Origin of the sequence: Pseudodesulfovibrio sp. lm2024 (assembly GCF_051175575.1) — a bacterium.
In the GTDB taxonomy this organism is placed as follows: domain Bacteria; phylum Desulfobacterota; class Desulfovibrionia; order Desulfovibrionales; family Desulfovibrionaceae; genus Pseudodesulfovibrio; species Pseudodesulfovibrio caledoniensis.
Map to the genome: position 1 here is coordinate 3,124,873 of NZ_CP195092.1, position 22,857 is coordinate 3,147,729.

19 protein-coding genes are annotated in these 22,857 nt (G+C 64.1%); 4 read left to right on the plus strand and 15 right to left on the minus strand.

All coding sequences use genetic code 11. From position 1 onward, the window contains the following. The 7 genes from ACR42D_RS14605 to ACR42D_RS14635 form a co-directional block, all read right to left on the minus strand. The gene (locus ACR42D_RS14605) at positions 1–1,086 is read right to left on the minus strand and encodes an ABC transporter ATP-binding protein (RefSeq protein WP_484567523.1); all 1,086 of its coding nucleotides are present in this window, start codon (positions 1,084–1,086) and stop codon (positions 1–3) included. Positions 1,087–1,170: 84 nt separating this feature from the next. Beyond that, positions 1,171–2,229 carry an extracellular solute-binding protein gene (locus tag ACR42D_RS14610; protein ID WP_484567524.1) on the minus strand — a complete coding sequence of 353 codons (1,059 nt, stop codon included), beginning with the start codon at positions 2,227–2,229 and terminating at the stop codon, positions 1,171–1,173. Between the two features lie 122 nt (positions 2,230–2,351). Continuing rightward, entirely contained in the window at positions 2,352–3,164 is an 813-nt protein-coding gene (gene eutC / locus ACR42D_RS14615) for an ethanolamine ammonia-lyase subunit EutC (RefSeq protein WP_484567525.1), read from the minus strand. Next, positions 3,148–4,536 carry an ethanolamine ammonia-lyase subunit EutB gene (locus tag ACR42D_RS14620; RefSeq protein ID WP_484567526.1) on the minus strand — a complete coding sequence of 463 codons (1,389 nt, stop codon included), beginning with the start codon at positions 4,534–4,536 and terminating at the stop codon, positions 3,148–3,150. Before ACR42D_RS14620 ends, eutC begins: the two co-directional genes overlap by 17 nt. 278 nt (positions 4,537–4,814) lie before the next feature. Then, positions 4,815–6,134, minus strand: a complete 1,320-nt coding sequence (locus ACR42D_RS14625; RefSeq protein WP_484567527.1) for an amidohydrolase — start codon at positions 6,132–6,134, stop codon at positions 4,815–4,817. A 187-nt stretch (positions 6,135–6,321) separates the two neighbouring features. After that, positions 6,322–6,615: a hypothetical protein gene (locus ACR42D_RS14630; protein ID WP_484567528.1), complete on the minus strand. Its 294-nt coding sequence runs from the start codon at positions 6,613–6,615 to the stop codon at positions 6,322–6,324. 195 nt (positions 6,616–6,810) lie between these two features. Then, positions 6,811–8,046, minus strand: coding sequence for an NAD(P)-dependent oxidoreductase (locus ACR42D_RS14635; protein WP_484567529.1), 1,236 nt, complete (start codon positions 8,044–8,046; stop codon positions 6,811–6,813). Positions 8,047–8,309: 263 nt separating this feature from the next. Here ACR42D_RS14635 and ACR42D_RS14640 point away from each other — a divergent pair, with 263 nt between their 5' ends. Both ACR42D_RS14640 and ACR42D_RS14645 read left to right on the plus strand, forming a co-directional pair. Beyond that, positions 8,310–9,044, plus strand: coding sequence for a hypothetical protein (locus tag ACR42D_RS14640; protein WP_484567530.1), 735 nt, complete (start codon positions 8,310–8,312; stop codon positions 9,042–9,044). A 345-nt stretch (positions 9,045–9,389) separates the two neighbouring features. After that, positions 9,390–11,030, plus strand: a complete 1,641-nt coding sequence (locus ACR42D_RS14645) for a sodium:solute symporter family protein (RefSeq protein ID WP_484567531.1) — start codon at positions 9,390–9,392, stop codon at positions 11,028–11,030. A 97-nt stretch (positions 11,031–11,127) separates the two neighbouring features. Here the strand turns inward: ACR42D_RS14645 and ACR42D_RS14650 are convergent, their stop codons facing one another. The 6 genes from ACR42D_RS14650 to ACR42D_RS14675 form a co-directional block, all read right to left on the minus strand. Next, entirely contained in the window at positions 11,128–11,550 is a 423-nt protein-coding gene (locus ACR42D_RS14650; RefSeq protein ID WP_484567532.1) for a helix-turn-helix transcriptional regulator, read from the minus strand. A gap of 140 nt (positions 11,551–11,690) precedes the next feature. Then, complete coding sequence (locus tag ACR42D_RS14655; protein WP_484567533.1) at positions 11,691–12,044, minus strand: DHCW motif cupin fold protein; 354 nt, start codon at positions 12,042–12,044, stop codon at positions 11,691–11,693. Between the two features lie 150 nt (positions 12,045–12,194). Beyond that, the gene (locus tag ACR42D_RS14660) at positions 12,195–13,148 is read right to left on the minus strand and encodes a hypothetical protein (protein ID WP_484567534.1); all 954 of its coding nucleotides are present in this window, start codon (positions 13,146–13,148) and stop codon (positions 12,195–12,197) included. Between the two features lie 29 nt (positions 13,149–13,177). Next, positions 13,178–14,419: a glycosyltransferase gene (locus ACR42D_RS14665; RefSeq protein WP_484567535.1), complete on the minus strand. Its 1,242-nt coding sequence runs from the start codon at positions 14,417–14,419 to the stop codon at positions 13,178–13,180. Between the two features lie 91 nt (positions 14,420–14,510). Beyond that, positions 14,511–16,007, minus strand: a complete 1,497-nt coding sequence (locus ACR42D_RS14670; RefSeq protein WP_484567536.1) for a hypothetical protein — start codon at positions 16,005–16,007, stop codon at positions 14,511–14,513. 98 nt (positions 16,008–16,105) lie between these two features. Beyond that, the gene (locus tag ACR42D_RS14675; RefSeq protein ID WP_484567537.1) at positions 16,106–17,059 is read right to left on the minus strand and encodes a glycosyltransferase family 2 protein; all 954 of its coding nucleotides are present in this window, start codon (positions 17,057–17,059) and stop codon (positions 16,106–16,108) included. Between the two features lie 540 nt (positions 17,060–17,599). Between ACR42D_RS14675 and ACR42D_RS14680 the strand changes: the two genes are divergently transcribed. Continuing rightward, positions 17,600–18,898 (plus strand): (Fe-S)-binding protein, encoded by a 1,299-nt coding sequence (locus tag ACR42D_RS14680; protein ID WP_484567538.1) that lies wholly within the window; start codon positions 17,600–17,602, stop codon positions 18,896–18,898. 128 nt (positions 18,899–19,026) lie between these two features. Beyond that, positions 19,027–20,181, plus strand: a complete 1,155-nt coding sequence (locus ACR42D_RS14685) for an iron-containing alcohol dehydrogenase (RefSeq protein ID WP_484567539.1) — start codon at positions 19,027–19,029, stop codon at positions 20,179–20,181. Positions 20,182–20,188: 7 nt separating this feature from the next. Here the strand turns inward: ACR42D_RS14685 and ACR42D_RS14690 are convergent, their stop codons facing one another. After that, positions 20,189–21,307, minus strand: a complete 1,119-nt coding sequence (locus ACR42D_RS14690; protein WP_484567540.1) for an acyltransferase family protein — start codon at positions 21,305–21,307, stop codon at positions 20,189–20,191. 19 nt (positions 21,308–21,326) lie between these two features. Then, positions 21,327–22,838, minus strand: a complete 1,512-nt coding sequence (gene glpK / locus ACR42D_RS14695; protein WP_484567541.1) for a glycerol kinase GlpK — start codon at positions 22,836–22,838, stop codon at positions 21,327–21,329. Between the last annotated feature and the right edge of the window lie 19 nt (positions 22,839–22,857).

A 22,857-nucleotide genomic window follows, 5' to 3' on the forward strand; every position in this document is an offset into this window, starting at 1 on the left:
TCAATCCTCCGCCCGGAAACAGATGCCGGACTCCGGGTGCCAGCCCACGTTGATGGCGTCACCGGGCCGGATGTGGTCGAACTTGCGGTTCTGGGGCAGGGTGACGATCAGCTCGCGGTCCTCCTTGGTGACCGTGAGCAGACGGCTGTTGGCCCCGTCGAAGAGGATGGACTTGACGGTCACGTCGAAGGTGTTCAGCCCCTCGCTCTCACGGGGCTCGATGCGCATGGCCTCGGGCCGCAGAAATAGGTCCACCCTTTGTGCGCCCGCGCAGGAAGTGTGCGCCAGGGTGCGGAAGGAGTACCCCTCGTCGGTCGTGAGGATCACCTCGCCGCTGTCCAGGGCCTGGGAGACGGTCCCGCTCCAGCGGTTGTTGTCGCCCACGAACTGGGCCACGAACGGGGTCTCGGGCTGGCCGTAGAGCTCCTGGGGCGTGCCCACCTGTTCGAACCGCCCCTTGTTCATGACCGCCACGCGGTCGGACATGACCAAGGCCTCGGACTGGTCGTGGGTGATGTAGATGAAGGTCGTGCCCACCTTGGCCTGGAGCTTCTTGAGCTCCACCTTCATCTGCTCGCGCAGCTTCAGGTCCAGCGCGCCCAACGGCTCGTCCAGAAGGAGCACCGACGGCTCCAGGACCAGACAGCGGGCGATGGCCACGCGCTGCTTCTGTCCGCCGGACAACTGGTCGATGCGCTTGCCCCCGAATCCGGGCAGCCCGACCCGTTCCAGGATGGCCTCGGTCTTCTTCCTGATCTCGGCCCCGGCCACGCCGCGCCGCTTCAGGCCGAAGGCCACGTTCTCGGCCACGTCCATCATGGGGAACAGGGCCAGGTGCTGGAACACGAGGTTCACGGGCCGCTGGTTGGGCGGCACGCCGAGCATGTCCCGGCCCCGGATCTCGATGGTGCCCGAGGTCTGGGTCTCGAATCCGGCGATCATGCGCAAGAGCGTGGTCTTGCCGCAGCCGGACGGACCGAGAATGGAAAAAAAGGACCCGTCGGGAACATCGAAGGTCACGTCGTCAACTGCGGTGAAATCGCCGAAACGCTTCACCAGGGCTCGTACGGAAAGATCGTTGGGCATATATTTACAACTGCTGAGGTACGGAATGAGGCGGGGAGCCTCCTCGGCTCCCCGCCCCGTGCCATTGTCGTTGGCCGGGTCAGATTAGTTGGCGGCCTTGATCTTGTCCAGGACTTTGCCTTCGATGCTTTCCAGCTTGGCCGGAACCGGCGGATACCACTTGATGTTGTCGATGGTCTCCTGCGGGAAGGAACGGGCGAAGTTGTCGGCCACGGCCTTGTCCGTGAACTTGAGGGCGTCCTTGGACGCGGTGGCGTACTTTTCCTGGGAGGAGAAGTAGCCGCAGTTCTCGGGCTTCATGATGAAGTTGATCCACTTGTAGGCGGCGTCCACGTTCTCGGCCTTGGCCGGGATGGCGAAGGTGTCGATCCAGCCCAGCGCGCCTTCCTTGGGGGCCTTGAAGTCGATGGCCGGATTCTCGGTGTGCAGCTTCCATCCGCCCGCGTCCCAGGCCATGGCCACGAAGACCTCGCCGGAGCGCATGGACTCGAGCAGGGCGTCGCCGTTGGCCCAGTAGTTCTGGACGATGGGCTTGGCCTCGATCAGGGTTTCGGCGATCTTGTCGAGCATGGCCTTGTAGCCTTCGACGTCGCTGTACAGGGCGAACGGGTCATAGCCCAGCGCGAAGCCCATGGCGATCAGGGTCGGGCGCTTCAGGCGGTAGCTCACGCGGCCCTTGAACTTGGGATCGAGGAGCGCCTTGAAGGAGTCCACGCCCGGGGCCTTGTCGCTGTTGATGATCAGGCCGGAGGTGCCCCAGCAGAACGGCACGGCGTAGGACTTGCCGTCCACCAGGGTGTTCTTCTTGACCGCCTCGAGCATGGACGGGATGAACAGGGGCGCTTCGATCTTGGAGTAGTCCAGGGCCTGGTAGATGTGGAATTTCTCCTGGACAGAGGAAATGCGGTCCTGGGAGGGCTGGGCCAGGTCGAACCCGGCGCCTCGGGTGGCGCGCAACTTGGCGATCATCTCCTCGTTGTTGGAGAAGGTCACCTCGACCTTGATGCCGGTCTCCTTTTCAAACTGCTCGATCAGCTTCTGGGGGGCGTATCCCTTCCAGGTCAAGAGTTTCAGGGTCTCGGCCTGCGCCGTACCGGCGAAGGCGAACATAGCCAGCATGAAAAGCACGAAAATCCGTTTCATCATCGTCTCCGTTTGCACGTAGTGGGTTAAATTCAAACGCTTGTTACATTTATCCGGTCCGTTGCGCAATAACGCATTGTTACAAACACCTTACGTTATCAGACATGTTGCGGAAACGTCACCTACTCGGTCAGCCGCCCGGCCTCCTCGCCCGGCGCAAGCGCCAGGGCGTCGTCCACCTTCAGGGCCACGCCCGACACCCCCCGCCTGAACGCCTCGCGCATGAGCGCGCACAGGGTCCGGACGGCCTCCGCGTACCCCAGCCCGGCGGGCCGGATGTTGGAGATGCAGTTCCGGGCTTCGTCCGTCGTATCAGATTTCGGGCCGTATGTCATATAAATGCCCATGCTGTCCGGGGAGCTCAAACCGGGCCGCTCGCCGATGAGGACCACGGCCATGCGCGCCCCGAGCGCCAACGCCACGCGGTCCCCCAGGGCCACCCTGCCCTGCTCGGCGAAGCACGGCGGTGCCGCCTTCAGGCCGAGCCCGTCCAGCGCGGGCGCGAACGCCCGCCAGAAGGGCGCGAAATTCTTTTCCACGGCCGTGGACGACAATCCGGCCGAGACCGTGAAGGCCACGTCGAAACCGTCGCCCGCGCGGGCGGCCAACATGGCCTCGCTCTCCGGGGTGAGCAGCCGCCCGAGATCGGGCCGCCGCAGGAACACCGTCCGGTCCGGGGCCCGGCTTTCCACCTCCAGATATTCGATTTCCCCGAAGGCGGCCTCGCGGTCCAGGACCTGATGCACCGCGTCCCGCGCCCGGGCGTGGTCCAGCTGGAAGGCGAGCACGTCGCGGGTGCGCTGGCTGACCCCGGCCCGGCCCAAAGCGATGCGCGCGTCGGTCCAGGACCGCAGCCCGGCCCAGAAATCCTCGGCCACAAGGTCGTCAGGCTTCGCGTCACCGACGGGATGCACGGATTTACGAGGACAGGCCACGGAACCGCTCCTTGTCGGGGATGTGCAGGGAATGCTTCGGGGCCTTGAGCCGGCCATCCTGGAACACGCCGGTGCGCTCCAGCCAGGCCGCGAACTCCGGGGCCGGGGAAAGGCCGAGCTGGCGGCGGGCGTACAGGGCGTCGTGGAAGGAGGTGGACTGGTAATTGAGCATGATGTCGTCCGCGCCGGGCACGCCCATGATGAAATTGCATCCGGCCACGCCGAGCAGGGTCAGCAGGGTGTCCATGGAGTCCTGGTCCGCCTCGGCGTGGTTGGTGTAACAGACGTCCGTGCCCATGGGCACGCCGAGCAGCTTGCCGCAGAAATGGTCCTCCAGCCCGGCCCGGACGATCTGCTTTTCGTCGTAGAGATACTCCGGACCGATGAAGCCGACCACGGAATTGAGCAGGAACGGCTCAAAGCGCCGGGCCACGCCGTAGGCGCGCGCCTCCAGGGTCTGCTGGTCCACCCCGCAGTGCGCCCCGGCGGACAGGGCCGACCCCTGGCCGGTCTCGAAATACATGACGTTGTCGCCCACGGTGCCGCGTTTAAGCGACCGCCCGGCCTCGAGCCCTTCCCGCAGAATGTCCAGGGTCACGCCGAAGCTCTTGTTTACGCCCTCGGTGCCGCCGATGGACTGGAAGACCAGGTCCACGGGCGCGCCCCGCTCCACGGCCTGGATGGTGTTGGTCACATGGGTCAGCACGCAGGATTGGGTGGGGATGTCGTACTCCCGGCGCAGACGGTCGAGCAGCTCCATGAGCCGCATGGCCGAGGCCGTGCTGTCCGTGGCCGGGTTGATGCCGATGCAGGCGTCGCCGCTGCCGTACATGAGCCCGTCGAAGACCGAGGCCACGATGCCCGCCGGGTCGTCGGTCGGATGGTTGGGCTGCAACCGAGCGGCCAGGGTGCCGGGCAACCCTACCGTGGTCCTGAACCGGGTGACAACGCGGACCTTGGAGGCCACGTGAATGAGGTCCTGGACGCGCATGAGCTTGGACACGGCGGCGGCCATCTCGGGCATGAGCCCCGGAGCCAGGGCCGTGAGCGCCTCCCCGTCGGCCTCGGCCGAGAGCAGCCAGTCGCGGAACCCGCCCACGGTCAGCCCGGCCACGGGCTTGAAGGCCTCGCGGTCCAGGGTGTCGACGATCAGCCGGGTCACGGCGTCGTCCTCGTAGGGGATGACCAGGTCCTCCGGGAAGGCGGACAGCGGGGCCTCGGCCAGGCAGAGCTGGGCCACGGCCCGTTCATGGGCCGAACGCGCCCCGATCCCGGCCAGTTCGTCCCCGGACTTGGGCGCGGAGGCCGCGGCCAACAGGGTGCGCAGGTCCGCGTACTCTCGGGTCACGCTGTCTATGGTAATGGCATACATGGCGGCACGGTGTTCAGGGTTAGGTTGAGGAGGCCAGGGGCTCGAACGGCTTGTTTCGATTTGCGAAAACCGTTCCACTTTCCGGGAACAGTCCCCGGCCCGGCCCGATCCGTCCCACCATACCCCGTCCGGCCCGCCCGAGACAAGGGAATTGCCGTCCTTTCCGCCCGCCCGGGCTGCGCGGCCCGGAGGAGACGGACGGCCCTGCCCGCTGACAACATTGTCAGACCAAGGGAGCCGATTGCCCGATATTGTGCAAATATCACATGTTGCGCGGACTAGACCCGCTTGGGCATTCCCATGCAGCCGAGGACGCAGTGGGCGAACAGGGCCGCGCCCGGAGCCAGGCAACGCTCGTCGAAATCGAAGCGCGCGTTGTGATGCCCGGCGGCCAGGTCGCTGCCGAGCATGAGGTAGGTGCCCAGCCCGCCCCGCCGCTGGACCTCGGCCAGCATCAGGGCGAAGTCCTCGCTGCCGCGCAGGTCCAGGCTGTCGAGGATCGCGGCGGGATCGAAAAAGTCCATGGCCTCGGCCGCCCGCCGGACCACCGCCGCCAGCTCCGGGTCGCTCCGCCCGCTCACGCTGCGCCCGACTTCGGCCAGGGTGAGGTCCACCCCGTACATCCGCGCGGCCCCGGCCAGGACCTCACGGGCGCGCTCAAACGTGAAGTCGTTGATCGCGGTGGTCGCGCCGCGCGTCTCTCCCTTGATCAGCGCGTTCGGGGGCACGACATTGCGCCCCTGGCCCGCGTTGAGCACGCCCACGGAAATCCGGGAAGCGCCCTGCCCGTGGCGCGGTATGGCGTGTAGGTTCAGGGCCGCGCTGGCCGCTGCCAGCAGGGCGTTGCGCCCCTGTTCCGGGGCCGCCCCGGCGTGGGCCGCCACCCCGGTGAAGGTGGCGTCGAACTTGGTTGTCGCCAAAAATCCGCCCACGCCGCAGACCAGCTGCCCGGTCCGGGGGGCGCGGAACCCGATATGCCCGCCCAGGAGATAATCCACCCCGTCAAGCGCCCCGGCGTCGACCATGGGCACGGCGCCGCGCACGCCCTCCTCGCCGGGCTGGAAGATCAGCCGGACCGTACCGTGAAGCCGGTCCCTGAGCCCGGCCAGGAGCTCGGCCACGCCCAACCCCATGGCCACGTGGCCGTCGTGCCCGCAGGCGTGCATGGCACCGGGGTTGATCGAGGCGAACCCTTCTCGCCAGGGGCGGTGGCCGTCGTCGCACGCCTCGTCCAGGTCGTTGGCGTCCATGTCGAAACGCAGGGCCACCACCGGGCCCTCGCCGCAGACAAGCTCCCCGACCACTCCGGTCAGGCCGCCGCGCATGCGCTCGATCAGGTCCGGGTCGCCGCCCTGGGTCACGGCGCGCTCCATGTGGGCCGCGAGCTCGTCTTGAGAAGGCACGCCGAGCATGGACTCGCGGCACACCGTGTCCCCGCCCAACCGGACCTCATACCCGGCGGCCGAGAGCGCGGCCGCGACCATGGACGCGGTCCGAAATTCCGTCCAGGCGGTCTCGGCACAGCGGTGCAGATCGCGCCGCCGTTCGATGAGCCTTGCTTCCAACCCCGCAGCCAGCCGTTGTATATCCTCGGTCATGTCGCCCTCCGATTGTGCGTCCCCCTGTTTTGGCCCATCGGCCGAGCAAATGCAAAGGGGAAGCGGCACTCGTTCACCGCCGCGACCTCAGGCCGCCGCCCACGCAAAAGGCCCGGAAGTCTGCCTTCCGGGCCTCTGCCGCGCGGCCCCATGGCCGTGGAGAAATCGTTCGCTATACCGTTTGCGCCTAGTCGTGGCTGTGCCCGTGGCCGTCGCCGCCGTCGTGGGCGTGGTCCGCGTCATGGCTGTGCGCACCGTGTCCATGGGTGTGTTCGCCCTCGGCCCCGTGGCTGTGCCCATGGCTGTGGCCGTGGCTGTGCACGTGGCAGTGCTCATGGGTATGGGTGGTGCCGTCCTCGTGGGTATGCTCGTGCACGTGGGCGTGTTCGTGCTCATGCTCGTGCTGGTGCGCGTCCTGGCCGCCATGGGCGTGCGTATGGGCCTTTCCCTTGCCGTGATTGCAACCGCAGTCCTTGCACATATCGTTGCTCCTTTTGTGGCTGGATTACTTCCCTCTATGGAGAGTATGTATTTGATCCATGCCGCTGGCAAGCCCCGCAAGAAAAGACTTTTCATGCCCGGACCGGGAGAACTTCGCCTGACGGATGACACGCTTTCGCACGAAATCCGCTTGCGTCGCTGCCCCGGCGCACGGTGCGCCGCCAAGTGCCCGAAATCAGCCGTCCAACCCGGCCACGTAGTCCATGATGGCCCGGGCCGAGCGCTTGGAGCGGGAGACGGCCTCGGCCACGGTCTTGGCCCCGGTGACCACGTCGCCCGAGGCGAACACGCCCTCGCGGGTGGTCCGGCCGTCCTCGTCGGTAATGATCAGGCCGGTCTTGCCCACCTCCAGGCCGACCAGGTTGGAGCGCGGGGCCTGGCTGACCGCGATGAAGACCGAGTCGGCCTCGAACAGGAACTCCGAACCCTCCACCGGAACCACGCGCGCCCGGCCGTCGTCGCCTTCCACAAGTTGCGTCTCCACGCAGACCACGCCCCGGTCGTTGATCTCCTCGGGAGAGGTGTAGAACTGGAAGCGGACCCCGTCGACCTTGGCGTACTCGTACTCGTATTGGGTGGCGGACATGTCGCCCTCGCCCCGGCGATAGAGCACGGTGACCTCGCGGGCGCCCTTGCGCAGGGCGGTCCGAGCCACGTCCATGGCCACGTTGCCCGCGCCGATGACCGCGACCTTGCGGCCCAGGCTGTAGACCGAGGGGTTCTTGAGGTAGTGGATGGCGTAGTGCACGTGGCCCAGGGTCTCGCCCTTGAGCCGAAGCGGCCTCGGGTTCCACACGCCGGTGCCGATGAAGACCGCCCGGTACTCATCGCGGAACAGGTCGTCGATGCCGATGACCGGCCCGATGAGCGTGTTGGGCCGAATCTTCACGCCCAGTCCCATGAGCTTTTCCTTGAGCTTCTCCAGGATGTCCTTGGGCAGACGGAAGTCCGGGATGCCGTATTGGAGCACGCCGCCGATCCTCTCCTTGGACTCGAACAGGGTCACGTCGAACCCCTGCCGGGCCAGGATGAAGGCCACGGTGATCCCGGCCGGGCCGGAACCGACGATGGCGATGCGCTTGTCGTTATTTTCGTTGACCGGGCGCTCGGGCTGGAACTGCTCCAGGTAGTAGCGGGAAATGTACTGCTCGATGCTGCTGACCTGCACCGGCGCGCTTTTCCTGCCCAGAATGCAGTGCCCTTCGCAGAAGTTCTCGTGCGGGCAGATGAGCGAACAGACCGAGGTCAGCGGGTTGTTCTCGAAGAGCATGGCCCCCGCCTTGCGCATGTCGCCCTCGAGCAGGGCCTCGACCATCAGATTGGCCGGGGTCGATACGGGGCAGCCCTTGCTGCACAACGGTTTCTTGCACTGCAGGCAGCGCGACGCCTCTTCGATTATATGCTTGCCCATCTCGTTTCCTCGTCTGTTGTCGTTGCGGCCCGGCGCGCCGGGCGGAAGGATGGTCCTACAGCATGTGCGGCCGGGGTGCAATTCCCGCGCGATCCTCCACCCCGGAGCCGGTGCCGAATCATCACCGGCTTCGATGCTGTTGACATGTTAGATAGAGCATAATAGGCGAATTTGTGGTCGGCGGTCCGTCCGCCGTCCGTCACCCGTCAACTCACGGCCGGGAGCCCGCTCCCCCGAAACCGGTGGATAACCGAGAGGCCCGCATGCGTTACTATCTGTGCATCGACGATACCGACAATCTGGAGACCAAGGGGACCGGCTGGCTGGCCGAACGGGCCTGCGACGGGATGCTGGAGCTGGGGCTGGGCTCGTTCTCGGCCATCAGCCGCCACCAGCTTTTCGTCCATGAGGACGTGCCCTACACCTCGCACAACAGCTCCATGTGCGTGGAGATAACCGAATGCGCCGAGCCCGATGCGGTCATTCGGTACATGCGGAACTTTCTCGAACAGAACGGCGCGCCCGGCTCCGACCCCGGCCTGTGTCTGGTCCCCGAGACCCTGCCCCATGCCGCCAGGGAACGACTGATCAGCTTCGGCGTCGAGGCCAAATGCACCGTGTTGAACAAGGGGCTGGCATACGGGCTGGCCCAGGAGATCGGCGTGCACCTGTCCGAGCACGGCGGCACGGGCGACGGCGTGATCGGAGCCCTGGCGGGCGTCGGGCTGCGCATGAGCGGCGATGACGGCCGCTACCGGGGCTGGATGCACCTGGGCCCCGAAGGCTCGGCCATGCCCGCAGGCGAGATAGCCCGACTGTGTGGTGCCCGTCACGTGCAGGACGAGGCGGACAACGCCCTGGCCGCCGACACCCCGGTCCTGCTCCAGGAGCGCATCAAACTCATCCGCCGCCACGGCATGCCCGTGCTCATGGCCCGCCCCGACGCGCAGGGCGGCGCCATGCGGCTGCTGCACAAGAGCGAAGTGAAGGCATACTGACACCCAAGCCCGAGCGCGGCCCGAGAACGCCCGGTGCCGGGGCGCGTTGCCCGGCTTTCCCGTCGACACCTCGATAATACCGGCCATCCGCGCGGCTTGAGCTCATGCACTCTCCCGCAATGACGGACGCTCCGCTTTCGCCCCGGAGCGCGATACATTGCGGAACGTTGCACCGAGGCCACGGGGTTGACGCCGGACTGTTTTTCCCCTAACCACCTCGCCAGGAACGCCATGGACCGATCGAGCGGCGCCACGGGTTCCTCATGGTTATGCCAGGCCAAAGGCCATCCCGACCAAATCGGGATGGCCTTTTTTTGTGTCCAACGACCAACAGGGGGAACCAACATGCTGGGCAAACTGCTCGTCCTCGTCACCTACATCATCGCCATGCTCGGGCTGGGGCTGTACATCCGGGGCCGGGTCCAGGACTCGCCCGCCGAGTATTTCCTGGCCGGGCGCAGGCTCGGCCTGTTCGTCCTGCTCGGCTCCATGGCGGCCACCAACTTCAGCGCCTTCACCGTGTTCGGGGCCTCGGGCGCGGGCTACCTGCACGGCCTGGCCTTTTTCCCGATCATGGGCTTCGGCACCGGATTCATGGCCCTGACCTTCCGGCTTATCGGCAAGCGGGTCAACCGGCTGGGCAGGCTGCACGAGCTGGTCACGCCCTCGGAGCTGGTCCAACACCGCTACGGCAGCCGCCCGCTGTCCGGCCTGTTCGCCCTGGTCATGGTCGTCTTCACCATCCCCTACCTGGCCCTGCAGCCCATGGCGGGCGGCTACGTGCTCAACCAGCTGGTCGGGCTGCCCCAGGCAGCGGGCGCGGGCATCGTCACCCTGGTCATCCTGGCCTACACCCTGCGCGGCGGGCTGCGCTCCGTGGCCTGGACCGACACCCTCCAGGGGCTGATCATGATCGCCATGCTGGCCGCCGCCCTGGTCATGGCCGCCGAACACCACGGCGGATTCGCCCAGGCCATGGGCAAGGCGCTCCAGGCCGATCCCGAGCTGTTTTCCCGCCCCGGCGGACTGGGCCGGTTCGGGCCGGGCATCTGGCTGTCCTACATCCTGCTCTGGTTCTTCTGCGACCCCATGTTCCCGCAGCTCTTCCAACGGTTCTACACGGCTCGGGACGAGAAGGCGCTGCAACGGACCATGCTCCTCTACCCGCTCATCTGCACCGTGGTCTTCGCCATGCCCGTGCTCCTCGGCGTGCTCGGGCGGCTCGACTTCCCGGGGCTGCACGGCAAGGAGGCGGACGCCATCGTTCCCCTGCTCATGACCTCGGTGGGCGGCGACTTCATGGGCGCGCTGGTCCTGACCGCCGGGCTGGCCGCCCTGATGTCGACCATGGACTCCCAGTTGCTGACCCTGTCGTCCATCTTCACCCGCGACGTGTACCCCTTCTTCACCGGCGGCAAAACCGGCTCGTCCACGGTGGGCCGCGTCTTCGTCTGCTGCCTGGCGGCGGCCGGATACGCCATGGCGATCAACCCTCCGGGCAGCATCCTCAAGATCGCCACCCAGACCTTCACCGGCCTGGCCGTGCTCTTCCCGACCATCTTCTGCGGCCTGTATCTGGATCGCCCCCGCGCCCTGCCCGCCATCGCCTCCATCCTGGCCGGCGAGGCGGCCATGGTCTGGTTCGCCCTGGCCGGTCCCGGCGATATGTCCGTCCTGCCCGCCATACCGGTCATGGGCGTGGCCTTCGGCGCGTACATCCTGGCCCACCTGCTCAGCGGTGCCGGGTTCGCCTGGCAATGGTCCGCCGCGTCCCACAAATGGGCGGCGGCCTTCGGACTGCTCCTGCTGGCGGCCTGCGACTTCTGGCAATGGACCGACCACACGCCCCTGTTCCTCGGCCTGCCCGGCTGGGTCTGGTATTTCGTGGGCCTGAGCGGCCTGCAGACCGTGCTCATGTGGCGGATGTGCCGGGAGGAGAGCGGAAATATTGCTGCTCCTCTCGGAAATGAGAGTCCTTCGAGATAACGGGAGGGAGGAGGGGGAAAATGGACCCGCCCGACAGCGGCTCAAGCCGGGGGCAAGAGAGTAATGCCCCGCGCCCAAGTGCCGGTGCGGCTCTCCGCTATCGGCTTTTGCGGTATGCGCCGGGGCCGACGCCGAATTCCTGCTTGAACCTGCGGGAGAAAGACGCGGCCGAGGCGTAGCCGCAGCGCACGGCGATGTCCTCCAGGGAGGCGCTGGTCTCGGCGAGCAGCGCCCTGCCCTTCATGAGCCGCCACTGGGCCAGGTAGTTGATCGGGGGCACGCCGACCAACCTGGCGAACCGCTCGGCGAACCGGGCCCGGGACATGCCCGCGGCCGAGGCCAGGGATTCGAGTGTCCAGCCCGCACTGGGATCGCCGTGGATGGCCTGCAGCGCCTTGGACACGTTGTTGTCCTGCATGGCCGCGATGAAGCCCGCCGGGTGATGCGCGTCGGCATCCCCCCTGCCCCGGACCGCCTGCAGGAAGACGATCTCGATCAACCGGCTCACGACCCCGATCATGCCCGGGTGCTATTGCGAGGACCGCAACCGCTGCCGCATCGCCGTGTTGAGCGAGGTCCTGGCCGAGCTCGACGCCGAGTTCAGGGACGGCGGGTAGCGGCGTACGCCATGTGACGGAGCGCGGCGCACCCGGAGGCCGGTCAGGATTTCAGTTTCAGGAAATCCCCGTCGATGATCAGCAGCTTGACCCCGGTCTCGGTCACGGACCGGTGGGAGCTCAGGTCGTCGGAGACGATATAGGACATGCCCGGCTTCAGGACCGAGCTCGGACCGTCCTGCCGCTCGTTGACCACCTCGCCCTCCAGGCAGTAGACAATGTGCCCCTTCTCGCACCAGTGGTCCGCCTTGTACCCTTTCGAGTACTCCACCACCCGGACCCGCAATCCGTCGAAGTGCAGCGTCCGCCAATAGGCGACGCCGGTCTCCCCCTTGTGCTCCGTTCGCGGAACCAAGGACCAGTCCACAGTCTGAAAGGGGATGTTCTTCTCGCTCATCGTTGCACCTCTCGGCTCTTCATTCAGTGTTCACAAGAAGATACGCAGATATCCGTGCTCCACAAGGGCTTTCTTGCGGACGCCGGTTCACGCCGGAGGAGCATCCTGGACACCTTGGGCGCAACCAGGGTCAAGGGTTCTGAGCGGGGGCTAATCGAACGTATCCGCTGCGGACCTGTCGGCCAGCATCCAGGCCGCGCCGAGCATGAGGAACTCGGCCGCCATGAGAACGATACGGAACAGGACCAGGGCCACGACAATGAGGGCCGGATTGACCACATGCAGACACCCCCCCAGCAGATACGCCGCCACGCCTTCCCGCACGCCGATGCCGGACGGCGCGAAGAGAGCCAGGATACCGGCGGCCGAGGCGAATGAATACGCGCTGATCACCATGGAGACATTGTAAAAGGTCCAGGGAAGAGGCGTAAAGCACCGCAACAGGGCGAACAAGGCCAGGCCGGTGGAGACCGCAACCAGGAAGGCGTACGGCAGCACGCTGAATATCTGCCCCTTGGTCAGGAAAAGGGAGTTTTCAGGGGCCTCCATCTTGAAAATCCTCAGGGCCACCAGGAAGGACTTCTCGAAGTAGGGCGAACCGATGAAAAGCAGGGCCATGACCATGAAAACAACGCCCGCTACAACGTAATGCATCACATCCTTGTCACTCCGCAGCGCGGCCACCAGGGAAGGGAAGGCGAGCATGGTCGCGACGATCACCAAAAAAAGATTCTCATAAAGGGTGCTGATGGTCAGCGCCTTCTTGGAAAAGCCGAACTTCTGGAAGTAGTTGATGCGCCCGAAGATCATCGCCACCTTGCCCGGGACATAGCGACCGACATGCCCGAAGATGAAACCGCAGAACCACTGGCTCCATGAGAGAGGCCGCGCCGGTTGCTCCACGCCCTTTTGCGTGGACACGAAATTCAGCAACAGACCGATGTAAATGGGTGCCGACAGGATGACGGACGCGGCAAGCCAATAGAAATCGAGTCTGGCCAAGCCCTCTTGCAACGAGTCGGCGTTGGCATGGATATACCAGACACAGGAGAGAAGGACGATCGTTATGTAGATGATATTGAATATCTTTTTGAGCGAAGGCATGGAAACCGCTTTGAATGGACTTTGCATTGTTACGACTTTCCGGGGGCGCGGTCGACCTGTCGCCGCAAAGACAGGAAAACCTGCTTGTATTTCTCGCCGCACACATCCCAGGAGAAATGGCTGCGGGCGTATTCCTGGCCCTGCAACCGGACCCGGTCCGCCTCTTCCGGATTCGCCAGCACCCTTTCGACGCAATCTCGAATCGATGCGGGATCCTTTTGCTTGAATCGATAGCCGGTGACACCGTCTTCGATCATGCCGTCTATGGTCTTGATATCGCTCGTGAGCGTCAGGCATCCGCTCATCATGGCTTCGGTGAAGACCACAGGCGCCCCTTCATTGAGCGATGGTCCCAGGAGCATGTCCGCGGCAGCATAGTACCGCACCAATTCCCGGTTCGGTTTCGGGCCCACAAATGACACATGGGATTGAAGTCCTAGCCTGTCAAAAGCCAATGCTTTCAGATCGTCCTCAATCTCACCGGTGCCCACTATCACCAGATTGATTTCAGGGTGCCGGGCGACGAGGTCCGGCATGGCCTCAAAAAGATATTCAAGCCCCTTTTCCATGCACAACCTGCCCACGGCAAGCAACACGGTTCCCTGCAAGCCGAGTTCTTCCCTCAGGGCATTCTTGGATTCGGCGCTGAGAAAACGGTCCGGGTCGGCCCCCATGGGGATGACGGCCCTGGAGATGTCCTCTCGAACGCCCATATCCAGCATCTTTTCCTCCAGGTCACGCGAGACGGCGGTAAAGCAATCGCACCTGTTCACAAAGAAGCCCTTTACCCCGTCCAGCGGGTGCAAGGTATTCAAATCACTGCCGTGCGCTGTACAGACGATGGCGCAATCGCCTCGGACCAGGAACCTGGCCATTACGGCCAGCACTCCCTGCGGGATGACCCAGTGGGCATGAATGAAATCGGGACGCAAGCTCCTGATCGCCCGAGCAATGGCGATCAACTCGAAAAGCAGCAGGAACGGCACCTGGAACAGGAACCATTTGTTCTTCTTCAAGGAAGGCAGTATGGCGCCGTCCGTCACCCGATTTGAAAAGGGCCAGAAATTGAAACGGGTAATGTGCATGCCGTCTTTTTCCTCCCGGGGAGCGCTTCCCCGGGAATAAGGGGCCAACACGTGCACATCAAAGGATTCCGCCAGCCGCTTCGACAACTCGTAGACAAAGGGAGGCGTATGGTCATTCTCATACTTGGGGAAGGTGGAAGCCACAACCAAGATGCGTTTACATCCCTTCTCCACTTCTGACGTCATCTTAGAATCCTATTGTTTTATTTGAAAGCACGACCGCAGAAGCCACGGAGAGCCCATGCCCTGGACAAAGGCCATCATCCCGGCCTTGAAGCTAATGCACTCCAATCAGCGATTTGATGGCGTTCAATGCAATATCCCACACCCAGCCATCGCTCGACTGCGAAACCCATGCTGTCCGGTACAGTATGGAGTGGACCACGCAGACGAACGCGGAAAAGACACTCCAGGCGGCAAAAAAGCCGATGAAACGAGCGTTCTTTCCATCGGACCGGACCGGGCCTTTGGCCGCGAACAAAACACAGAACCCCAGGAACAGAAACGGCCAGAATTCAGCCTTATATCTCACCGTTATTGTCGGATACGACAAGATCAAAATGACCGGGATCAATACCGTCAGGGCCAGGACCAAGTAGGATTGTCCGGCCGTCTCCCCGATCAGTTTCCTCCGCATCCTCCGAAAGACGTAGAACCCGGAAAACAGCCAGGGGCCCCACATCAGCAAAAGCGGTGAGGGGTTCTCCAGGCGCATGACCCCGGTGCCGAACATGCCGGTGAGACCGTCATAAACCGAATAGGCTCGCCCGGCCATCCCGACGCCGGTGAGGTGAAAAACCAATCCGGGAACAACGCGGCGCAGGTTGAACCGGCCCAGCTTCTTGACCGCGGCGTGCCGCCCGGACCATCCTTCCCCCTGGACAAGGAAGCCGTATCCCTCAAGGGGCGCGGGGTTGAGGGGGTCTCCCCATTTGACCCAGTTCGTGAAGAGAAGAAGGGCACCGAACACAAAAAGAATGAACATGGGGGCCACAACGTATTTCGGAGACAGCAGCGCCTTGAAGAAGCTTCTCCAAGGCCCGTTCTCGCCTCTTAATTGTTGGTACAACCGCACGATATGGAGCAGACAGAACAGGCAAACGCCGAAATACAGTGCGAGGGCAAACGTCAACCGCATGTGAAGGACGCACCCGGCGATCAGCGCGAGCAGGCTCATTTTCTCCGGTGCCGCCTCGGAATGCAGCAATATGCCGCGCAACACCACCCACATGAACAGCATCACACCCAACAGCCCCAGGACTATCGGCTCATGGTACACCGATCCGTTGGAGGAAAGGATCAGTACGGGCGAGGCGAACCAGATCAGTAGATTGGCGGACAGGATCAGCCACTCGTTCCATGCCTGATCCGCCGTTTTCCGCATTATGTCTTTCACGATATTCTGAGAAACAATGGCCACCAGCACCGCGCTGACGAAAACGATTATCCTCGAAACCGGAACCGTTTTCAGATCGACAAAAGGATGAAACGGCGCCCTGAGCAAAGCGGGGAATACCCCCCAGTAGGCATACGCCCGCCCGTCCGGGCTGAAGAAGGCCTCCTTGCCTATGCACGCCGGATCGATATCCAATCTATGGTCCATGATGCTCAGGAAAAAATGGTTGAACACCATGCCGTATTTCCCCATTCCGAAGAAATTCAACGTGCCATTGGTGATCAACAATGCGCACCAGACTATCCCGACAAAGGAAATCGCATAGTATAGGGCTCTTTTCATTCCTGAAAGGTGCAAATCTCTGCTCGCAAGAATCATGCATCAACCCTCATAGCGCGTAGCAGGACAACGCCACCGCCCAACCGTCATCCACTTTTCAACAGGAGTTCCAAGCCGCAAGACAACGTCCGGCGACATCACAGATCGTCTTCTTCCCCCAACTCGAGCCTTCTTACCTTTTCCAGCGTGATCTCTATCAAGTGTCTGTTGAAGTTGACGATGTCGGCTATGATGCCGAACATATACGCGATAAAGCCCAGCACGAGAAAAACGCCGCCTATGACGAGAGATTGAATGTGCCCGGCCCCATTGCCCGTGGCGTACAGAATGATGAAGCGGACGATCGGAAACAGCCCGATAAGCCCCAGGATGGTGCCGACGTAGAAACACACCCGCAACGGCTGGTACATCGCGTACATGCGCACCATGGTGGACAGCTGTTTCTGGATGAAGGAGGGAATACTCTTGAACAGCCGGGATTCCCGGGTCTTTTGGTTGGTCTCCACCGGAACGGAAGCTATGGCCATGTGCTTTTTGCCCGCCTGGATGAGCATCTCGGTGGTGTAGCTGAAACTGGAAACGATATTGAGCTTCAACGCCGCTTCCCTCGAGATCGCACGGAACCCGCTGACGGCATCCGGTATATCGACCCCCGCAAGCCTCCCCACGGCCCTGCTGCCGAACCGCTGGAGCAGCTTCTTGCGTTTGGAAAAATGGTCCACCTTGTCCGTCTGCCTGTCGCCGACGACGAGTTCCGCATTTCCATCCAGAATCGGCTGGATCAGCTTCGGGATGTCCCACCCGGCGTATTGGTTGTCCCCGTCTGTGTTCACGATGATGTCGGCACCCAGCTTGAGGCAGGCATCCAAGCCTCTTCTAAACGAACGAGCCAGCCCTAAATTCCTCGGATTTTTAACTATGTGATCCACGCCATGCTCTTGAGCGACCCGGATCGTGTCATCCGTCGACCCATCGTCGACAATGAGTATCTCCACGACGTCAACCCCTTCGATCTCACGCGGGATGTCCGCAAGCGTGGCGGGCAGCGTATGCTCTTCGTTGTAACAAGGGATTTGGATAACCAGCTTCACGTCGCGTCTCCCCATCTATAACAATTCCACTCAAAAATTGCGTTCTTGATATGGCAAAGCGAATTTAACACCATAGCATTGATATATTAGTTTATAGTCTGTCGCAAGTACTGACTTTCATCAGGCTTTTTCCTAACAGTTACGCTACGCTTCTCCCTTTCCGGTCCGGCGTTGCGCCCCCGTCATCGCGCCCGCTGACCGACACCGAATCAACCCATGGAATCGGGCCGCCCTATAAGGGGCCAAGAGCGCGCGAAGGACCGAAATGCCGAATACGGGACCAGGCAAATCGGATACGCATCTTCTTACATGCCATATATAAGGATAAACGGTCCGCAATTTGATTTTCCGGACACGGCCCGCCCGCTCCGGTCCGCCGGATGCCGCGCCCGCCGGGGATTGCGTCCCTTTCGGCCGACGGGGAAATCACCCTTTTGACTTGGTTTGAAGTCTCAGGTAGGGGGGATTTTCCTTTGGGGCGGACCGGGCTTTTCCCGGTCCTTCGGCCCGAGGGTTTTCGCACCGAGCGAGGAAAACGAGATGCAACGATCCATGGCCTGCAATGATTTGGAATTTCTGGCCGACTTCAATTTCGCCAACTGTCTGGTATGCGGCACCTGCGCCAACGTCTGCCCGACCACCGGGGCGCCGGGGCTGGGCGGGCTGGATACGCGCAAGGTCATGCGCATGCTGGCCAACGGGCTGGTGGAGGAGGTCGTGGCCTCGGACTTCCCATGGCTGTGCACGGGCTGCGGGCGGTGTACCGGGGCCTGCCCGGGCGGCATCGACATCACCTCGCTCATGGGCAAGCTCAAGGGGCTGCGGTCCCGCGACCAGGTGCCGGGCTCCCTGCACAAGGGCATGCTCAACAACCTGGAGACCGGCAACAACCTGGCCATCCCGCAGCAGGAATATTTCGAATCCATGGCCGACCTGGGCAACGAGCTGGCCGAGGAGGAGTGTCCCGGTTTTTACGTGCCCATCGACAAACAGGGCGCGGACACCCTGTTCTTCCCCAATTCCAAGGAAGTGTACGGCGATTTCGAGGACCAGTTCTGGTGGTGGAAGATTTTCTACGCCGCCAGGGAGAACTGGACCGTGCCCGGCAAGAACTGGGAGGCCGTGGACTGGGCCCTGTTCACCGGCAACGAGGAAGGCAACAAGGAACTGGCCCGGCGCAAGATCGAGTACATGAAGGAGCACGAGATCCGGCGGATGATCATGCCCGACTGCGGCGGCGGCTCCTACGGCGCGCGCAAGGGCATGGCCAAGCTGGCCGAGGAGAACCCGGACAACCGGGTGGATTTCCTCTACCTCTACGACTACCTCATGGAGATCATCCGGGACGGCCGCATCCGGCTCGACAAGTCGGTGCACGCGGGCCGCACGTTCACCTTCCACGACTCCTGCAAGCACGGCCGCGAATTGCAGCGGACCTTCGGCAAGGGATATTTCGAGGAGCCGCGCTGGATCATGAAACAGTGCGTGGACGACTTCGTGGAGCTGACCCCCAACCGGGAGAAGAACTACTGCTGCGGCGCGGGCGGCGGCCTGTGGCCCCTGCCCTATGAGAAGCAGTCGGCCTGGCACGCCCGGATCAAGCAGCAGCAGATCGAGGACAGCGGGGCCGACGTGGTGGTCGTGGGTTGCTCCAACTGCCGCGACCAGCTCATGCGCCGCATCCCCAAGTTCTACCAGGACCGCAAGTTCGAGGTGAAATACCTCTGGCAGTTGGTGGCCGAGGCCCTGGTCATCGAGCCGTGGGACCGCGAGCGCATCGACGCGGCCGAAGCCGAGGCCAAGGCCCAGTGGGAATCCCTGGGCGTGGCGCTCGACTGATCCCGTCTTCGGCTTCCATCACGAAATCATGCCCCGGACCGCTCGACTGCGGGCCGGGGCTTTTTCTTGCGATCGGGCAGAGCCCGGTGCTACCCTGCCCTCTCAACCGACTTCAACCCGGAGATCCCATGCAGTTCACCTTTGCCACGGCCTCGAACATCCTGTTTGCAACCGGCGCGGCGCAGCGCATCCCGGAGCTGGCCGAAACCCTGGGCAGCCGCCCCTGCCTGGTCACGGGCTCCGATCCCGAACGCGCCCGCTGGCTCGTGGACGGGCTGACGCAAACCCTGTGCGAGCCGCTGGTCGTCCCGGTCTCGGGCGAACCGGATACCGAAATGGCTTCGGACGCCGCCAAGGCGGCCCGCGAGGCGGGCTGCGACGTGGTTATCGGGTTGGGCGGCGGCTCGGTCATGGACACGGCCAAGGTCGTGGCCGCGCTGATCACCAACACGGACGACATCTACGAATATCTGGAGGTCGTCGGTAAAGGAAAGCCGCTGACGCAGCGGCCCGTGCCCCTGATCACCGCCCCGACCACCTCGGGCACGGGCTCCGAGGTCACGGCCAACGGCGTGCTCCTCAGCCCAAGTCACGGGGTCAAGGTCAGCCTGCGTTCCACGGACATGATCGCGGATATGGCCGTGGTGGACCCGCACTTGGCCGCGTCCATGCCGCCCCATGTCACGGCGGCCACGGGCATGGACGCCCTGACCCAGCTCATGGAGGCCTTCGTCACCCACAAGAGTACGCCCATGACCGACGCCCTGTGCCGGGAGGGGCTCATGCGCGCGGCCACGGCCCTGCCTCTGGCCTATGAGGACGGCTCCGACATGTCGGCCAGAGAGGACATGGCCCTGGCCGCCCTGCTGTCCGGCATCTGCCTGGCCAACGCGGGGCTCGGCGCGGTGCACGGGTTCGCCGCGCCCATCGGCGGCAGGAGCCACGCGCCCCACGGCGCGGTCTGCGCCGCCCTGCTGCCCCACGTCATGGAGGCCAACTTGCGCGCTCTGCGCGAACGCGACCCCGATTCCCCGTCCCTGCACGCCTACCGGGAGGTGGCGGTTATGCTGACGGCGGACGTCGCCTGCGAGGCCGAGGACGGCGCGGCCTGGGTACGCGAACTATGCGAAGACCTGTCCATTCCCACCCTCGGGGAACTGGGGGTTACGCGCGCGGACTTCGGCCTGCTGGCCGATCAGGCGGCCAAGGCGAGCAGCATGCGGGGCAACCCCGTGGAGCTGACCCGCGACGAACTGATCGGGATCCTGGAAAAGAGTTGGTAGAGCCGATTCACGACACCAGGCGCGGCAGCAGCGGCCCCTTTGTCCGGGGTTTGCCCGCCAGTTGCGGCAGGTAGCGCTTGAGCAGCCAGATGGCGGGCAGGCAGGCTGCGAGCGAGAGCACCGTGAACCCGAAGGTCACGGCGGTGACAGCCGCCCAATGGTCCGGAAAAGTGCGCACGTACCAGTCCGCGAACGGACCGTTGAAGTAGTGATAGAATATCCCGTTCAGGCAGAACAGGATGAGCACGTTCTCCCCCAGGAACATGAGGAACCGGTTGGCCCCGACGCTGCGGGCCACAAGCAGCAGGAACAGGCTGCCGATCAGGGCGGTCAGCGGGAAGAGCAGCACGTTGCCGTGCCCCGAGACCAGGACGACCACGGCCTGGAACAGGCGAAACGGCCCCTGGTTGAGGTCGAAGGTCAGGATGACGCCGAGCAGGCACAGCCCGGCCCCGGCCAGGAACCGCCAGCGCGGCTGCCCGCCGATGAACGCGGACTCCCGGCGCATGAGCACCCCCACCAGATAGAAGGCGTAGGACACCGGGGCCTCCGGGATGAGCCAGTAGGTCGGGCCGGGCAGGAGCGTGACGTGCAGGGTCAGGTAGTAGCCGCCCACATAGCAGGCCAGGGCGGCCACGATAATCTTCAGGTTGGTATCCAGGAACCGCCCCACCGCGAAGTGGAGGACTTCCACCACGACCAGGGCGGCCAGGAACCACAGGGGGATGTTGAACAGGGGGAAGCCCAGGAGCGTGTACCACAGTCCCTTGAGGTACTGCTCCCCCTTGGTCAGGTCGAGCAGCGGGAAATGCCCGGTAAAAAACAGGCTCAACCCCAGCAGCAGGGCCGAGAAGACCACGTAAGGCACCAGCCGGGAGGCGGCCAGCCGCTTGAGGAAGCGGCCCGCCGGCAAACTGACCTTTTCCGGGGCCAGGGTAAACCCGGCCAGCAGGAAGAAGAACGGCATGTGGAAGGAGTAGATGAACTTGTACTGGGCCGTGGCCACCGGGCTCTGGAGATACATGATCCGCTCCACGGCATGGCCGTAGTAAACCAGGAACATGCCCAGGAACCGGGCCACGTCCAGCATGGGGATACGCCCGGCCGATCTCGCTCCGCTCGCCATCTCGCCTTCCTTCGCTGAGTTACTCCACCCAGCCGTAGGTCCGTTCCACGGCCTTTTTCCACCCGGCGTATTTCTCGGCGCGGACCTTTTCGTCCATGTTCGGCTGCCAGGTCTTGTCCTCTTCCCAGTTGTTGTAGAGCTCCTCGCGCCCCGACCAGAAGCCCGAGGCGATGCCCGCCGCATAGGCCGCGCCCAGGCAGGTGGTCTCGGCCACCTTGGGGCGGACCACCGGCACGTTCAGGATATCGGACTGGAACTGCATGAGCAGCTCGTTGTAGACCATGCCGCCGTCCGCCTTGAGGGACTTGAGTTCCACGCCCGAATCCTTGTTCATGGCCTCGACGATGTCCTTGGTCTGGTAGGCCGTGGCCTCGAGCACGGCCCGGGCGATGTGGTTGCGGTTGATGTACCGGGTCAGCCCGACCATGACGCCGCGCGCGTCGGGCCGCCAGTACGGGGCGTACAGGCCGGAAAAGGCGGGCACGATGTACGATCCGCCCGTGTCCTCCACCTTGGCGGCCAGGGCCTCGATCTCGGGCGCGGATTCGAACATCTTGAGGTTGTCGCGCAGCCACTGGACCAGGGCCCCGGCGATGGCGATGGACCCTTCCAGGCAGTAGGACGGCTTGCGGTTGGAGAACTGGTAGGCCAGGGTGGTGATCAGCCCGTGCTTGGACTGGATGGGCTCGTGCCCGGTGTGCATGAGCAGGAAGCAACCGGTGCCGTAGGTGTTCTTGGCCTGGCCGGGCGCGAAGCAGGTCTGGCCCACCAGGGCGGCCTGCTGGTCGCCCACCGCGCCGCAGACCGGCACGCGCGCCCCCAAGGGGCCGCTCTCCGAGGTCGGTCCCCAGGTCCCTTCGTCGGACGAAGGCACGATGCGGGCCAGCCCGCTCATGGGCACGCCCATGATCTTCATGATCTCCTCGTCCCAGGCCAGGGTCTTCAAATCCATGAGCATGGTCCGGCTGGCGTTGGTCACGTCGGTCACGTGCGCCCCGCCCTTGGGCCCGCCGGTCAGCCACCAGATGATCCAGGTCTCGATGGTCCCGAACAGAGCGTCGCCCCGCTCGGCGGCGGCCTTGGCTTCGGGCACGTTGTCGAGAATCCAGCGGATCTTGGGGCCGGAAAAATAGGTCGCCACGGGCAGGCCGGTGGCCTCGCGGAAGCGGTCCTGGCCGCCCTCCTCGGTCAACCCCTTGCAGATGTCGTGGGTCCGGGTGCACTGCCAGACAATGGCGTTGTAGAACGGCTCGCCCGTACAGCGGTCCCAGACCACGGTGGTCTCGCGCTGGTTGGTGATGCCGATGGCCGCCAGGTCGCTGCCCTTGAGCCCGGACTTGGTCAACGCGCCCCGGATGACCTCGCCGGTGTTGCGCCAAATCTCCATGGGGTCGTGCTCCACCCAGCCGGGCTTGGGGTATATCTGGCGGTGCTCCTTCTGGTCCTGGCCGACGATGCGGCCGCGCTCGTCAAAGATGATGAACCGGCTGCTGGTGGTTCCCGAATCGACGGCTCCGACATATTTGGCCATGGTTGCTGCTCCTTGTGGT

Coding starts and splice junctions, on each gene's coding strand:
- ACR42D_RS14605 (WP_484567523.1), bottom strand. CDS start 1,086: ATGCCCAACGATCTTTCCGTACGAGCCCTGGTGAAGCGTTTCGGCGAT.
- ACR42D_RS14610 (WP_484567524.1), bottom strand. CDS start 2,229: ATGAAACGGATTTTCGTGCTTTTCATGCTGGCTATGTTCGCCTTCGCC.
- ACR42D_RS14620 (WP_484567526.1), bottom strand. CDS start 4,536: ATGTATGCCATTACCATAGACAGCGTGACCCGAGAGTACGCGGACCTG.
- ACR42D_RS14625 (WP_484567527.1), bottom strand. CDS start 6,134: ATGACCGAGGATATACAACGGCTGGCTGCGGGGTTGGAAGCAAGGCTC.
- ACR42D_RS14630 (WP_484567528.1), bottom strand. CDS start 6,615: ATGTGCAAGGACTGCGGTTGCAATCACGGCAAGGGAAAGGCCCATACG.
- ACR42D_RS14635 (WP_484567529.1), bottom strand. CDS start 8,046: ATGGGCAAGCATATAATCGAAGAGGCGTCGCGCTGCCTGCAGTGCAAG.
- ACR42D_RS14640 (WP_484567530.1), top strand. CDS start 8,310: ATGCGTTACTATCTGTGCATCGACGATACCGACAATCTGGAGACCAAG.
- ACR42D_RS14645 (WP_484567531.1), top strand. CDS start 9,390: ATGCTGGGCAAACTGCTCGTCCTCGTCACCTACATCATCGCCATGCTC.
- ACR42D_RS14650 (WP_484567532.1), bottom strand. CDS start 11,550: ATGATCGGGGTCGTGAGCCGGTTGATCGAGATCGTCTTCCTGCAGGCG.
- ACR42D_RS14655 (WP_484567533.1), bottom strand. CDS start 12,044: ATGAGCGAGAAGAACATCCCCTTTCAGACTGTGGACTGGTCCTTGGTT.
- ACR42D_RS14660 (WP_484567534.1), bottom strand. CDS start 13,148: ATGCCTTCGCTCAAAAAGATATTCAATATCATCTACATAACGATCGTC.
- ACR42D_RS14665 (WP_484567535.1), bottom strand. CDS start 14,419: ATGACGTCAGAAGTGGAGAAGGGATGTAAACGCATCTTGGTTGTGGCT.
- ACR42D_RS14670 (WP_484567536.1), bottom strand. CDS start 16,007: ATGATTCTTGCGAGCAGAGATTTGCACCTTTCAGGAATGAAAAGAGCC.
- ACR42D_RS14680 (WP_484567538.1), top strand. CDS start 17,600: ATGCAACGATCCATGGCCTGCAATGATTTGGAATTTCTGGCCGACTTC.
- ACR42D_RS14685 (WP_484567539.1), top strand. CDS start 19,027: ATGCAGTTCACCTTTGCCACGGCCTCGAACATCCTGTTTGCAACCGGC.
- ACR42D_RS14690 (WP_484567540.1), bottom strand. CDS start 21,307: ATGGCGAGCGGAGCGAGATCGGCCGGGCGTATCCCCATGCTGGACGTG.
- glpK (WP_484567541.1), bottom strand. CDS start 22,838: ATGGCCAAATATGTCGGAGCCGTCGATTCGGGAACCACCAGCAGCCGG.